Genomic DNA, 15,119 nt, shown 5'->3' with positions numbered 1-15,119 from the left:
TCCCTATCAAGTACTGTGTACTTGTTTTTTTATCTGGATGTGAACCTTCTGATCGACATCCAACATAGCCCTGAGATCGGTCAAGTTGATAACATGGTCCCCTTTCAAACGATTGGTCAATTTTTCAAAATTAAAATCAAATCCCATAAGTCTCTTTAGTGCTTCCAACGGGGGTTTAAAGGAATTATTCATAGCTAGCGACTCAATGTATGACTCCGTAGCTTCCTCGATATTTCCCATCTTCTCTAGAGATAAACCCTTGTAATAAGCCGCTTGGTAACTGCCCACTCCTTTACGCACTAGGTAGCTTCCTACGGCTTTCTCACCGAGTTCCATACACCGTTCGAAATAATGAAGTCCCTCTGCGTACAATTTTTTTCTGAAATGAATTACTCCAGAATAGAACTGGAAATCTACATAATCAGGATGCATTCTTAATGCTAACTGTAAGCCACGATCAACCTCTTCAGTGCTTACCTCATCCAAAACAACTGAATATTTCAATTTATAAATAATTGATGGAGGAAGCTCCTTCGCATCAAGATAATGCTTGATCACGTTATTTAGATATTTAAATCCGGGACGGTATACTTGAAGACGATAATACTCGCATGCCAAATGATAGGCATACCAATGATTATTCTCCTCCGTTTGCCCAATCTGCCGCCCCAACTGATCCAATTCACGGAGAGCATTTGATTTATTCTTTGTATGAACTGACTTTTGTCTATATTCATGAATTTTCAGAGGATAGATGCCTACTCGCTCTTCCTCCCCCGGTTCAGACGTAAGTTCCGAATAATTCAGCATCTCTTGGAATTTACTGAAGATTTGAAATTTGATTCCATTCCGAAATAACCTTGGGCAGGCTATATCAAAAATCCGTAAGCGCCCATGGTTAGTTGTTCCATATTGCAGTACATGTAAAAATATAAGATCATATTGTTCCATGTATAGGAGGTCCCGCAGCCTAGTTCGATCAGAATGATCTAGTTGCTCATCTCCATGCATCCACAGAATCCAATCCCCTGTAGCTTGCTCCAAAGCATAATTTCCAGCATCGGAATAACTTCCGCTTTTATAGAAATCAAACACTTTTGCGCCAAATGATGCACCTATTTTTCGAGCGCGTTCAGTAGGCTCCATGTTCACGATAATAATCTCGTCAACCAATGTATGTGCACTACTAAGACAGCGTTCGAGCTTCTTGTCTTCACCTGTAGTTACGATGCATAGCGATAATCGCTTCATCACGCTCACTCCTCAATGGGAACCCAAAGTACACAATACAATTTGTATCATGCATATGCTAAATTCATACTTGGCATTCCCATAACTCCGAAAGTACTCACAAATATCTAGTCATACATTAAACTTATTTCTCGATATAAAGGAAGGTAAATCTTCAAATTTATAAAAAATAGACTATCGAATACAATCTCAATAGTCTGTAATCTGCGAATCCCTCTTACCAAACCTCTATGTCGTTATACAACTCCACCATCGGCTATCCTTACTATCGATAAATGGCCTGCTGTATTAGCGGCGTAAGCACTTTGCAAACCCCGCTGCGAATCTGAACGGTTAGATAGGCTAATCGTATCTCCAACCAGCAGTAACCCAATTCGACTTGAGGTCATTACCCCGGAATTCTCATATAGCGCTATACCACTGTATGGGGAATTATTAATAAGCAGTGAGAATAAGGACGGAACCATTTGACATGGAGACAATGTGACGACCCAGTCGATATAATACAGTCCAGCCCTCGTAATAGTAACCATGTCAATTCCATTAAATGAAACACCCGATATATCGTTCGCTAGCGCTTGATGAAGCTTTACTATTCCTAGAGATGGGACACATTGTGTATCAATGACAAGATTACAATAGTTTTGTCCACCTCCACCCCCCGATCCAGTTGGACCTTGTGGACCGGTTGGTCCTTGTGCCCCAGTGGGACCCGGAGTTCCACCACTTGCTCCTGTCGGTCCTACTGGTCCTTGTGGCCCCATTGGTCCCGAGGGTCCAGTCGCTCCCGTTGCTCCGCCCCCTATTCCCGTTGGACCGGCTGGTCCTTGTGGACCCGTTGGTCCTGGAAGCCCGCCACTTGGTCCGGTTGGTCCAGCGGGTCCTGTTGCTCCAGCAGGTCCCGTGCCACCAGTAACTCCATTATAGGAATGCGTAAACGATTTTAACGAATCCATCTTATTCTGAAGAATAAACTCTGTCTTCATTACCTCACTAAGCGTTTCCCTCACATTACAGTTAAGTGCGGTAATTTCCTCAATCGTGGGTGGAGGTGTAAGTCCCCCCCCAGGTAACGTTCCTAGCGCATACTGAATTTTCTCCGCTTCCGCATTAATAATGTGACTTAATCCCAGCTCTTGCATAGCGATGGAAGATAATATTAAATTGACGACTTCATCACGTGTTAACGAAATAGCAGGAGTAATATTAGGTATATTGGCTTGCGACATACAACACTTCCCCTCACTTTTATTCACATTTTCTTGGATGTAAGTATGAAACTGATAAAAGTTTCTATTGTAGTGTATGTAAACTTTCGGGAAGTGCAATGGCTTACTGCACCCTTTCATCTTGCGCTACGCAAAAAAATAGATGAGAGTAATAAGACATGCCTTACCAACTATATACTTAGATATCGATAGGTAAAGCACGTGATGAATTATTTCTTCGGATAAAACGAACAGAAAGGCGGGATTGTCCTGTCGCAGCCATCTATTCCCAATATAACTCCACTCATTACAGTAACCAAAAAAGAAACTATATCTCTCCTTCTCAGTTCTATCGCCATGAATGAATTAGCTATGTCACATATCTTAAATGCAGAAGCGGAAAAAATGCAGGCTTTTGTGAAATACGCCGAACGGTCTCTTTGCGTCAAAACTAAAGAGTTCATTCAATTCAATAATGCAGTTTCTAAATTTATGGAAGAGGTAACTATGGAACAATGGTTAGGTCTGAACAAATTAGATCGGGTCATTCAGCTCATTGACGAGCATTACGATGATACTGAGTCAGAAGAGTGTATAAATGAGGATTACGACAATTTAGAAGAATATTGCGATGAATAGCCATTCGTTATTTGGGGGGTGATGCCTCTTGATTGTATAAGGATGATTAAAGATTCACTATCAAATTTGGTTAAATACACAAACGTTCACTTTAAATTAATACCCACAACACAAAAATATTACTTAGTAAAAAGGGAGCGAGTAGCTAATGTCATTACCCAATGTTCCAAACATAACACCCACGATCACAGTCACAACAGCTGATGCGATTAACTTACTTTTGATATCCATTGCGTTAGAAGAAATTGGCCTGAGTCATATCATTAATGCAGAAGCAGAGAAGATTCAATATGTAGTGGGGACGCTTCCAGGTCTGACACCACACAGCTCGATCGAAGATATACTGAGAGTTGATAAAGATGTACGTGCCACTTTGAGTGAAGTTATTCGTAAAGAGATGCTGCTACAAATGAAGCTAGAAACCATTCTAAATTCCAGAATTCCTCCAATTACAAATCATCCATGTCCTCCAGAGGGACCTACACCCACTACGTACGCCCCATACCGTTAATACTTAGAATATCTTAAAATACACGCCCCCCTTAAGCCCGGCTTCATTTTATTACATCAATAAACATAACAACAAGAACATAACCAGATGACATTGGAGGTCACTGGCAATGTTCTTGTTGCGTTGTGAGAATCATTCATTTTACATAAGTTAATTACTTATTCTCCTCTTGCACTCTTGTAGTAAATTCAGCAACTCCCATACCCCGTAATGCTTCCTGCGCGTCGAGATGATTAGGTGATAGCTCCAGTGTCATTCGATAAGCCTCCTCTGCCCGTACTAAATCTCCTAATTCTTGATAGCAGTATCCGATATAATACCAAGCATAGAAACTACCTGCACCAACCATTGTTAAGTGGGATATGTTAACTTCTTTTATCCTTAGACATTGATTAAGAGCCTCAAGAGCCTTATCATATTGTCTCAAACGCACCAAGATGATCCCCTTATATAAATGCAGATCCACATAATCGGGATATAACTGAATAGCCAAATCAATTCCCGGCCACGCTCCCTCGAAGCTACCGAGACCTATTAAAATCGTATATTTCAAATTATAAAGTAGAGATGGTGGTTTCTTACCTGTCTCAATAAACCGGCGAATCGATAGATTTACATTTTCGAACGAATCGGCAAGTTTACCCCCGCGATACAATTCGCTCGCAAGATGATAATCCACCCACGGATCATAGTCTTTGCGCCCCCTCTCCTTCTCCAGAAGACGCAAATTACGATCCATCTTCCCCTTATCCTGAACTGTTTCATCTAAATAACCGAAATGGTGTACGATAACTGGAAGCACCGTAACCGAATCTGCAGTTATTTTTAATCCCTCGATATTTAACTGCTCGTGAATAGCGCCTCGAAAACGGAGATGCTGATCATTGCGAAACACCCTATACTGTGCCATAAGATGAGATCGGTTGTAATCATGAGGAGTCGAGCCATAGTAATTGACAATTTGTACTCTGCCTAAGTAACACTCATTTGTTAGTAATACATTTCGAAGATAGTCCTTTCCTGCTTCATCCACTTCTTCATCCGCATCGAGCCACAACACCCAATCCCCCGAGACCCGCTCCAAACCATAATTTCGAGCGTCAGCGAAATGATCGTTCCATTCGTAATCATAGAGCATAGCTCCCATACTTAGGGCGATCTCCCTTGTTTGATCGCTTGAGCCTGTATCGACAATAATGATCTCGTCTACAACATCCTTAACACTTTCAAGGCACCGCGCGAGCCATTTTTCTTCATTCTTTACAATCATGCAAAGCGACAATTTTTGTGACTTCATGCGTATTCACTGTCCTTTCTTCATCAAAGGCTTAGTTAAACTAATCCTTTGATGTACCTTATTAAAATCATAGTCCTGTAACTCTTTAACTATGTTATAAATATAGAAAATACAGTGAAAGGCAAGCTGTATGGGAATTCCCGACGACAGCTTGCCTTTATTTTTTTTCTAATCATTCAATTTATTATCGCTAAATTAAGACCCTGATTCAGAAGTGATCGGAGGTGTACCTTCCCCTCTGACAAAACGGTCTCCCAGGACATCTCGGAAGTATCTACGATTATATATCATGCTAGGATGATCGTGATGAAAGGCCAGCGCCTTCTCGTTATGTTCATTGGCTAATTCGTGCATTTTAAGTTTATCGTAGCATAGACAAATTTGCAGATGTGGATACCATGTATTTAAGATAGGATTGACCATACCTAGGTTATTCGTTTCTTTATCACTAAGATACGCTTGCTTATACCAGTAAATAGCCTCAGCATAGCGTTCCTTCTCCATGAAGAAGCCCCCAATATCGCAGCTGGGTTGAGCGCGGGGAGTATCGTATAATAGTGTTCGACATAAAGCTGCAAATTGAGCGTTAGGATCGCCTAATTCCTTTAAACATTGGGCCATCTTTACACAGGCCTGTATATTGTCCTCTACCCACCCTTGCTCAGTCGCCAGAAAGCGGGTGTAATAATTTACTGCCTCTTTGTATCTAGCGTGATCCCGCAGTTCATTGCCGAAATAATAAAGATCACGGGGTGTAAACTCCTCCCCACTTTGTTCACGAGCAAGGTAAATCTTTAAATTACGATCCGTATACGGTTTATTCTTCATATGTTTGATGGCGACCTCACCATCCAATACCGGCCCCCACACTGCGAGGTATTCATGGACTGGTCCAATCCATTGGAAATTACAAGATCTACGCACAATTCGATTTCTACGTAAAGTGGATTTCACATTTCCTGCATCATCAAACACGAGGTGATAAGGTAATGTAACCCGATCAATCCCTGCGGGAAAATTATTCTTCAATTCGATAAACTGATTTCTGCTCTTCTCATCAATGATATCATCTGAGTCCAACCAGAGAATGAACTCCTTCGTTGCTTTACTAAATGAATAATTCCGGGCTGCAGCGAAATTGTCGATCCATGTAAAGTCAAAGATCTGGTCCGTAAATTTAGAGGCTATTTCCTTAGTACGGTCCGTGGATCCAGTATCCACAATAATGATCTCGTCTGCTATTCCCTCTATCGAAGATAAGCATCGCCCAATTACCTCTTCTTCATTGCGTACGATCATACACAAGCTAATCGTGATCATTACTGCTCCCCCTATTCCTCTGTTGTATTACTTTCTGTACTAGGGCTTAGAAACTGAAATCCAGCCTCCTTACTCATCAGGTAGCGTAAATCAGCCTCCTTCTTGCCCTGCCCATCGTTAAATTGCAGAGGAATAAGAGATGGGTAACCTTCAACAGATATCTTCACTCCACGTAATATTTTGATCTCTTCCGAAGTTAAGACTTCTCCTTGGTTTAACCAAAGTACATACTGGCTTGTGCAGTGTTGGAGTGCATATTGTGCAGCCTCTGCCATGTTATCATAGTTGCCCAAACTGTATATTTGTGAAGTGAATGACTTTGCAATATCAATAGTTCTGTCAGTAGAACCTAAATCTACTATGATCACTTCATTTAAATCGGCGGTAAGTGAATTTAATGACTGAAGAATTGTAGATTCCGCATTGTGGAGTAGCATGCAAAGAGCTACTGAAACCGGAGGATTATAGATCAACTGATGGATGTTCTTCCCCCACTTCACTGCCGCAATCTGCGAATTTCTCTGAAGTAACGTGGATAAAGTATCATCAGGAAGCTGATTAATCGTCGCGTGTCCTACGTGATGAATGAATGAATCATGGACTACTTTTAATACATATCCACGCCGTATCAAACGAAGAGACATATCATCATCCTCATAGTTTCCAAGACCAAAATGCTCGTCGAATCCTCCAACTTCATCTAGGATCGACCTTTTAGTCAGCATACAGAAACCTACTAAACGGCGAACTTCTACCGTAATTCCATCCTGACTAGCACAATGCTCTTTCGCATAAGCATCTAGTTCGCTAAGGTCCGAATAAAAAACAGGAATCTGTTGGTGTCCGCTGGAATAGTTCGTCACAGGGCCCACCATCCCGATTCTGTTATCCGCATTCAGAGCCCTTAACAAATTGGTTAACCAATTCTCAGTTACAACCGTATCGTTATTGAGAAACATAATATAGTCACCCGAAGCGTATTGGACTCCCTGATTACAACCTTTAGCAAAACCTGCATTACTCCCGTTCTCATGAACGATCAAATCCGGTTGACTTCGCAGGTAGGATATCGTTTCGTCCGTTGAGCCATTATCAATGATGATTAGCTCATAGTTCTCCCGGGTATGCTTCCGAATGCTCTCCAAGCACATCCTCGTCAGAGGTAACTGATTGCGAGTCAGAATTACAATACTGGTAAGAATAAGATCACCTCATATCTATCAAAATGTTCCAACTCATATTTCACTTTCGGAGTACATCTTTATTTGCCTATTACATTCATCAACAATTACTGCTCCCGCTTCATAAGCCCGAAACCACTCTACAGTCAGCTCCAACGCTTGATTTACGTTCCATCTGGGTTTCCAGCCTAATTGAGATTGTGCCTTAGAGCTATCCAATCTCAGAATTGCAGCTTCATGAGGATGAGGGCCTTCATCACTATCAAAATCCGCCTCTTGCCCCCACTTTTCAATAATAGATTCCACTAACCACTTCACATTTCGGGTACTGTCGTCACTTGGGCCAAAGTTCCACCCCCCAGCTACATCAACCCCACGCTCTACCATAGCCTGCGCTAGTAGCAGATACCCATGTAGAGGTTCAAGAACATGCTGCCATGGACGTATGGCTTCTGGATTGCGTATACGAAGTCGCTTCTTAGCGAGCAAAGTTCGCATAATATCGGGAACAATCCGATCTGGCGACCAATCGCCTCCTCCGATCACATTACCAGCTCTAGCTGTTGCCAAACTGAGCTGATGAGTATCGTATCTCTCCGGGGGATAATAACTACTGCGATATGCCGCCACAGCAAGTTCGGCACAGGCCTTGCTATTCGAATACGGATCATGACCACCCAATCGGTCAATCTCTCTATATCCCCATGCCCACTCACGATTCTCATAACATTTGTCTGTAGTGATGATTAGTAGCGCACGAACACTCGAACCCGCCAATCTAACGGCTTCCATCACATTAATCGTCCCAATAACGTTCACTTCATAGGTTAAAACTGGATGCTCATAACCGTACCTCACCAATGGTTGTGCGGCCATGTGAATAATGATTTCGGGATTATTCTCACGGACTGTACGTTCTAAAAGTACGTAGTCACGAATGTCACCTATGACAGAATTCATTTTCGTATCTAATCCACATAAACTAAATAAGTTCGAATCACCTACTGGGGGTAGTGCATACCCTGTTACCTCAGCTCCCAGAGACTGAAGCCATAGACAGAGCCAGCTCCCCTTAAATCCGGTGTGACCTGTGACTAACACTTTTTTTCCTTTCCAGAAATCAGGTGCGAACACCATCATTCCTCCCCTTTCTTCTTCCACGGAGCCCTCCCTGATTTCCATAAATCCTCCAGGTAATTCCGATCACGGAGTGTATCCATCGGATGCCAAAATCCATTATGATGATAAGCCATAAGCTGACCCGAGGCAGCCAAACGAGACATCGGTTCCTTCTCCCATAAGGTCATATCAGCATCAATCAGATCAAAAACTTCAGGTTGTAGGATGAAGAAGCCACCACTCACCCATCCTCCATCGCCATTCGGCTTCTCTTCGAATCCTTGTACCTCTCCTCTGGGTGTTAGTTGTAATACTCCAAATCTGCCCATCGGCTGCACTGCTGTCACTGTTGCTAGTTTCCCATGTGCTTTATGGAATTCCACTAGCTTTTCAATATTAATGTCAGAAAGTCCATCCCCATATGTGAGCATGAACGGTTCATCCCCCACATACTTGCGAATACGGCGGATTCTTCCCCCTGTCATTGTCTCTTTACCTGTATCCACCAGTGTCACTTTCCATGAATCGTGATAATGGTTGTGTACCGTAATTTCATTCTTGGAGTTTCCAAAATCAAACGTAACATCTGATCCAAACAAGTGATAATGTGCGAAGTATTCCTTAATCACATTTCCCTTGTATCCTAAACAAACAATAAATTCCCTATATCCATGTTGGGCATATACATTCATCACATGCCATAAGATGGGCTGGTCTCCAATCTCAATCATTGGTTTGGGTCTGAGTTGTGTTTCCTCGCTGATCCGAGTTCCGTATCCTCCTGCCAGAATAACAGCCTTCACACCGTTCCCTCCCTTCTCAATAAATGGTGAAGAACATCCACAGTGTAATTCAGCATTTCTTCGGTAATCCCTGGATAAATCCCGACCCAGAAAGTGTTATTCATGATTCGATCCGCATTGTCCAATGATCCAACAATCCGGCAGTTAATTCCCTTGTAGGCTGGCTGACGAAGTATGTTACCTGCAAATAAAAGCCGTGTACCTATCATATTCTCTTCCAATGCCTGCACTAACTCATTTCGCGTCAGTGCAGCCTCATCCCGCAAAGTAATCGGAAACCCAAACCAGCTTGGGTCACTACCTTCCGTAGCCTCCGGTAAAATCAGTACATCATCCAATGGCTTAAGTGCTTCATGTAGATATTTAAAATTGGATTTCCTGCGAGTAATAAAATCTGGTAACTTTTGTAGTTGAGCTACTCCAATTGCTGCCTGCATATCGGTTACCTTTAGGTTGTATCCGATATGGCTATATGTGTATTTATGATCGTACCCTTGTGGGAGATCCCCGTGTTTTACCCCAAAGCGTTTGCCACATGTATTGTCTTTGCCTGGACCACACCAGCAGTCCCGGCCCCAATCTCGAAATGACTCCACTATTTTCTTGAGTTTCGGTGAGGAAGTAAGAACTGCACCTCCTTCTCCCATCGTGATGTGATGCGCTGGATAGAAACTGACGGTGGCCAAATCGCCGAAGGTTCCTACCATTTGCCCACCCATGGTACTGCCTACGGCATCACAAGCATCCTCAATTAACCAAAGCTTATATTTATCTGCGATACGCTTAATCTCATCAACACGATATGGATTACCTAGGGTATGCGCGATAATGATAGCCTTTGTCTTATCACTAACTGCAGCTTCCACCATCGCTGGATCCACATTATAGGTAGGTATCTCAACATCCACAAATACCGGAATCAGTCCATTCTGGATAATGGGATTCACCGTCGTAGGAAATCCTGCGGCAACTGTAATGACTTCATCCCCTGGCATCAAACGCCGATCACCTAACTGTGGGGAAGTCAGTGCAGAAATCGCCAAAAGGTTTGCACTCGATCCTGAATTTGTTAGTATGCAACAACGTCTATCCATGAATTGAGCGAATTCCTTCTCAAATTGTTGAGCATATCGATCTGTAGTCAAACAGAAGTCTAGAGAGGCATTCAATAAGTGGATTAACTCTGAACTGTCGAATACCTTGCCACTAACCGGAACGTAATCAACACCGGGCGCAAAAGCTTTAAGTGGCCATTTCTCCGCATAAAAAAGTTCAGCCAGTTCTTGTATCTGTTTCCTTTTTTCCGCTTCGAATACTGTCATCAGCTAAGAAACCCCCTATTGTCAAACTACTGCTATATTATGCGGGTTTCAAATGATGGTTACTGCGTGTTCACTACAGACATCATAGAAATGAACACCCTACTCTGCTTATCTGCATACACTGCGTAATGATATAAATTGATTCCAACTTCTGCATGGTTGACAAACGAAAGAAGAAAGAGTGAAGTCTATGAGCACACACATTTCTCCGGATCTTATTGCAAAACTCCATCGATTCGGTAACAACAACTCTATCCATAACGGAGGAGAGTTCCATTTTCCTGAACGAATAGCCATTGATAATAGCATATACATGAGTGCTCCCTACACCTTGTACGCAGGTTCTCCATACCTAGATGAAGAGAAAAATCCGGTTATTGTTATTCGTGACGGCTGTCATATCAACATGGGCTTACAGATAATGGCCAAGCATTTGGTTCAATTGGAACGGAATGTTCTCATCGCTCCAAACGTCATTATCAGCGATTGGATCAATGTACCTGTGGCAGCTGCTCAAGAGAAATCCGTCCATTTTTCTTCGAAAGGAATCATCATTGGTGAGGGCTCCTGGATCGGAACTAATGCCAAAATCCTAGGACAAGTCAAGATCGGAACGGGGAGTGTCGTTAAACCTAATAGTATCGTTTATGATAATGTACCTGACTACTGCGTGGTTGCAGGATGCCCTGCATCAATCGTCCAGTTGTATGACTCGACTTCCAATCAATGGTTAGATATTGCGACCAAAGAGGAAGCAGATAAAATTCTCACATCCAGAAAGCTACAGCCCTTGTTATCTATCTGTATCCCTACCTACAATCGAGCTAATTGTCTGGATGCCTGCCTAAACTCCATTTTCTCTCAAGTACCTAACAATGATCTTATTGAAGTCATCGTATCCGATAACGCTTCTACAGACTCCACTGCTAAAGTAGCCAAACGTTATTGTGAGCTGTATCCGAATCTCAAATACGTCCGGAATACCGAGAACATCGGTGGTGACCGCAACATTCTTGCAGCGATGCAATTGGGATCCGGCAAGTTTATCAAGCTTCAAGGTGATGACGATTTCTTCGTGGATAACACGATCCAACCTTTATTGCATGTCTTATATCAGCAGCAGGACTGTGGCATTATTTTCGTGAATGTTCTAAGCGGAGACGGCGCCATCGTTATTGGTGAGGGCATGAATAGTTACCTAGCTGCAACGTCATTCTATGCGACCTTTATTACTTCTCTTGTCTTTCGGAGAGAGGAACTCCAGCAAATCGCAGATCCCCAGAAATTTATTTCTTCCTCTTATAATCAGCTATATCTGCAATATGGAATTCTTGAGCTTAATCCTCGGTTCTGTATTATGAACTGCTCGATGTTCACTTACGCAGGCATGGCTTCAGAGGTATACAATTACGGAGGGGCTATTATTAGGGGCTACCTTACCATTCTAGAGCATTATGTTGGAAAAGGATTAAGTGAAGATGCCTTCAATAGTGAGAAAAAGTTCAGCCTATTTAATTATGTACTACCCGGTTTTCGAGCGATTGTTGCTGGCACAACGTTATCAGATCTTACTTCGTTTGAAGAGACTTATGTAGAGTTTTATCAGAACGAATCCTACTTCGAAGAAGGACTATCTATAATTAACTCCATTCGACCTTGGTCGCCAAGACAGCAATAATAAAGCTATTGAGAGGAGTGAAGAAATGTCAGTTTCGCTAGAGCCGGAGCAATCTTGTTTATTCAACCACTTCGGTGCTGGAACATTTCTAGCTACGGACGGTAAGTATAACCATCCCGAGGAAATATCCATTGGCAGCAGTGTTTTCATTGATCATAAATATTGGATAAATATTATTGCCAAGGGTATAGGTCATACACCCAAAATCATTATCGGAGAGCTCTGTCGATGTGAAGAGGGTCTTATTATTTCCGTCATTAATAAGATTGAACTCGAACGAAATGTGAGAATAGGCAAGTATGTATGTATCTCTGACACTGATCATGCCTACAAAGACATCGGAAAACCCATTCTAACTCAGGGACTTACTGGAGTAGAAGGTCAGGTATGGATTGGGGAAGGTGCCGTTATTGAACAGGGTGTTGTGATCGCGGGAAATATTCGTATTGGCCGTGGTAGTATAATTCGCACTAATAGCTTAGTGGAACATGATATTCCTGCCCATTGTATCGCTGAAGGTGTTCCAGCTAGAATCGTCTCATCTTAATAATGTATTCGGCCTGTGATCTGCACTTCCCCCTAGGAAATGTACAGAATCACAGGCCGATTTCTATTTCAATATGCAACTACAATAATTGACGCTACATACAACTCGACTTTATTTCCAACATCTGTTTATAAATATCCGGGAAATAAGGCTCATTCTGATAAGCCTCAATAAAAATGGGTTCAAATTTGTCCGGTTGAAGTTGCTCTAATTTGTTAGATAACATATGTCCATACCACCAGAACAAGAAGGTATATACAATTTTGCTTTTTTCTGCCGCAATCGCTGAAGGATCAAGCCCTTTATCACCGAAATAATTTAAAACTTCTAGGTAATTTTTTATAAAAACCTCTGCAAAATTGTAGCCTCCGCTCATATTACCATTGCTGCCAAACAATTTTTGATGGTACACGCAAAAGTTCGGGTCCATTGCCAATATTGAGAATTGAAGGTAAACCTGATTGATGTAAAGTTTAATAAATCGTGTTGATGAATCAATTTTAACTAAACTTTCTCTTCGTAAAATCAGTCCGGATATAAATGTACTATAAATAGATACCTTATTTAAGTAATCGTTCATTCCGAAACCCCGTTCTACAACACCTGTTGAATGCAGCACATCGAGAAAGATAACTCCACAATCCTCATTTCCTTTGACCAGATCGAATAGTGAACGCAGCGTGCCTGGAAGAAAGAAGTCATCATCTCCATGCGGCATGACATACTTACCACTAGCCAACGTCATAACATGGTGAATGTTAGCATCAGCACCGATATTTTCAGAATTCTGAGAGAATCTAAAGTTAGTATACTTAGCATTGTATTTGCCCAAAACCAGCAGCGTACTATCTGTCGAGCAATTATCTGACACAATAATCTCAAACGACGAATCATTACCAATCTGATTAAAGATACTCTCTAGGCAATACTCCAAATCCTTCTCTCGATTATACGTAGGAATACAGATACTAATTAACGGAGTCTCAGTCAACTGCTTAGTCAACTCGTTCTGTTCATGCTGCTCCTTAATGTTCTTCACCCAAGTTCCGGTCTGCTTATTGTATTGTTTGACAATTTGAGCCGGAGCACCTGCCACGACACAATAGTCTGGAATTTGCGTACCCGAGACCACAACTGAATTTGCCGCAATTACACACCCTTTGCCGATCGAAACATTTCCCACGATGACAGCATTGATTCCGATCCAACTACCATCTCCGATACTAACCCTATCACTCCATGAGGTAATCCCTTGATGCATGATGGGAATATCGATGTTGTGGTACTCATGATTATGATCTGTGATGTGAACATTTGGCGCTGTAATCACATTACGTCCGATAGAGATAAAATTCACTGCTGATATATTGCATCTTCTCCCAATATCACATCCGTCTCCAATACGAATTCGAGGCTCACCGTCATAATTATTATAGGGTAGCATAACCCAGCAATCTTTCTGCAGTTTGACTCCATCTCCGATAGAAACCCCCTCTGTAGCGTAAAAGTCACAAGTGGGATCCATACGGCAAAATTTACCGAGCCTATGAAAAGTATGACCATTGAAGTTACCCCCAAGACCATATTCTTGCCTGAAAAGTTGCTGATTCTCGGCGAAACCATTAGATATGTTCACTAGCCCGCAATCGTGAGTGCACCAAGGTACAGCTTGTTTAGGTATACCTACTTCGTATCCTTTCTTGATAAATTCGAAGCACTGCGATGCATCATAGAAATGCCACCCTTCAAAAAGATCTTCTCGCCAGGGTACATCGTATTGCGTAACTAGCAGGAGTCCATCCAGTGCTTCCACTCTCTCGTACGCTCCAAGCGGTTCCTGAAAGTTTAAGAGATTCATCACACCGGTGTGACTCTCTAATACTTTTCCAAACTTGGATTTAGCCTCCCACCATATCCCGGATATAGGTAATTCTTTGGCACCGATGACACCAAGCATGCCAAGGTTTGGCGTCGAGGTAAACAGCTTAAGTATATCTACTATGAAATTATCATTCATAATATATAAATCTTGATGAAGATACACTTTATATTTGGCTTCAGACTGTTGCATGGCGGTATTGTAGCCTGAAGTAATACTGGTCGCTTTATGAATCTGCACAATTTCTACTTTCATCCCATCCGGCACATGGAGAGCACGGATTCTTTCCTCTACTTTGGAAAATTGCTCTTGATCGTTCACACAAGTAATAAAACATACCTCATGGTCATTCATTTAGATCCCT

13 protein-coding genes are annotated in these 15,119 nt (G+C 42.1%); 4 read left to right on the top strand and 9 right to left on the bottom strand.

All coding sequences use genetic code 11. The annotated features are described in order from the left end of the window. Positions 1–6 precede the first annotated feature (6 nt). Positions 7–1,251: a glycosyltransferase gene (locus NST85_RS09255; RefSeq protein ID WP_341189127.1), complete on the bottom strand. Its 1,245-nt coding sequence runs from the start codon at positions 1,249–1,251 to the stop codon at positions 7–9. A 236-nt stretch (positions 1,252–1,487) separates the two neighbouring features. Further along, entirely contained in the window at positions 1,488–2,480 is a 993-nt protein-coding gene (locus NST85_RS09250; protein WP_281278195.1) for a collagen-like protein, read from the bottom strand. Between the two features lie 351 nt (positions 2,481–2,831). Here NST85_RS09250 and NST85_RS09245 point away from each other — a divergent pair, with 351 nt between their 5' ends. Together NST85_RS09245 and NST85_RS09240 are read left to right on the top strand one after the other, a co-directional pair. After that, entirely contained in the window at positions 2,832–3,098 is a 267-nt protein-coding gene (locus NST85_RS09245) for a hypothetical protein (protein ID WP_211350105.1), read from the top strand. A 148-nt stretch (positions 3,099–3,246) separates the two neighbouring features. Continuing rightward, a complete protein-coding gene (locus NST85_RS09240) occupies positions 3,247–3,609 on the top strand; it encodes a hypothetical protein (RefSeq protein WP_211350104.1) in 363 nt (120 codons plus the stop codon). 154 nt (positions 3,610–3,763) lie between these two features. On the opposite strand, the gene NST85_RS09235 is transcribed toward NST85_RS09240, so the two are convergent. The 6 genes from NST85_RS09235 to rfbH form a co-directional block, all read right to left on the bottom strand. Beyond that, positions 3,764–4,906 (bottom strand): glycosyltransferase family 2 protein, encoded by a 1,143-nt coding sequence (locus NST85_RS09235; RefSeq protein ID WP_127192573.1) that lies wholly within the window; start codon positions 4,904–4,906, stop codon positions 3,764–3,766. 195 nt (positions 4,907–5,101) lie between these two features. After that, positions 5,102–6,226 (bottom strand): glycosyltransferase, encoded by a 1,125-nt coding sequence (locus NST85_RS09230; RefSeq protein WP_127192572.1) that lies wholly within the window; start codon positions 6,224–6,226, stop codon positions 5,102–5,104. Between the two features lie 11 nt (positions 6,227–6,237). Continuing rightward, positions 6,238–7,407, bottom strand: a complete 1,170-nt coding sequence (locus tag NST85_RS09225) for a glycosyltransferase family 2 protein (RefSeq protein ID WP_281278197.1) — start codon at positions 7,405–7,407, stop codon at positions 6,238–6,240. Between the two features lie 54 nt (positions 7,408–7,461). Next, positions 7,462–8,544, bottom strand: coding sequence for a CDP-glucose 4,6-dehydratase (rfbG, locus tag NST85_RS09220; protein WP_211350110.1), 1,083 nt, complete (start codon positions 8,542–8,544; stop codon positions 7,462–7,464). Continuing rightward, positions 8,544–9,329, bottom strand: a complete 786-nt coding sequence (rfbF, locus tag NST85_RS09215) for a glucose-1-phosphate cytidylyltransferase (RefSeq protein WP_127192570.1) — start codon at positions 9,327–9,329, stop codon at positions 8,544–8,546. The genes rfbG and rfbF overlap by 1 nt, the downstream gene beginning before the upstream one ends. Then, a complete protein-coding gene (gene rfbH, locus NST85_RS09210; protein ID WP_127192569.1) occupies positions 9,326–10,651 on the bottom strand; it encodes a lipopolysaccharide biosynthesis protein RfbH in 1,326 nt (441 codons plus the stop codon). The genes rfbF and rfbH overlap by 4 nt, the downstream gene beginning before the upstream one ends. 190 nt (positions 10,652–10,841) lie before the next feature. On the opposite strand from rfbH, the gene NST85_RS09205 reads away from it, so the two are divergent. Then, positions 10,842–12,329: a glycosyltransferase gene (locus NST85_RS09205; protein WP_341189126.1), complete on the top strand. Its 1,488-nt coding sequence runs from the start codon at positions 10,842–10,844 to the stop codon at positions 12,327–12,329. 25 nt (positions 12,330–12,354) lie between these two features. Further along, positions 12,355–12,876, top strand: coding sequence for an acyltransferase (locus tag NST85_RS09200; RefSeq protein WP_127192567.1), 522 nt, complete (start codon positions 12,355–12,357; stop codon positions 12,874–12,876). Positions 12,877–12,970: 94 nt separating this feature from the next. Here NST85_RS09200 and NST85_RS09195 read toward each other — a convergent pair whose 3' ends face one another. Next, entirely contained in the window at positions 12,971–15,109 is a 2,139-nt protein-coding gene (locus NST85_RS09195; protein WP_127192566.1) for a glycosyltransferase, read from the bottom strand. Between the last annotated feature and the right edge of the window lie 10 nt (positions 15,110–15,119).

It is taken from the genome of Paenibacillus sp. FSL K6-2524 (genome assembly GCF_038005525.1).
Classification (GTDB): domain Bacteria; phylum Bacillota; class Bacilli; order Paenibacillales; family Paenibacillaceae; genus Fontibacillus; species Fontibacillus anaericanus.
Note: the sequence above shows the minus strand (reverse complement) of the source record. Positions and strands in the feature narration are given on the sequence as shown.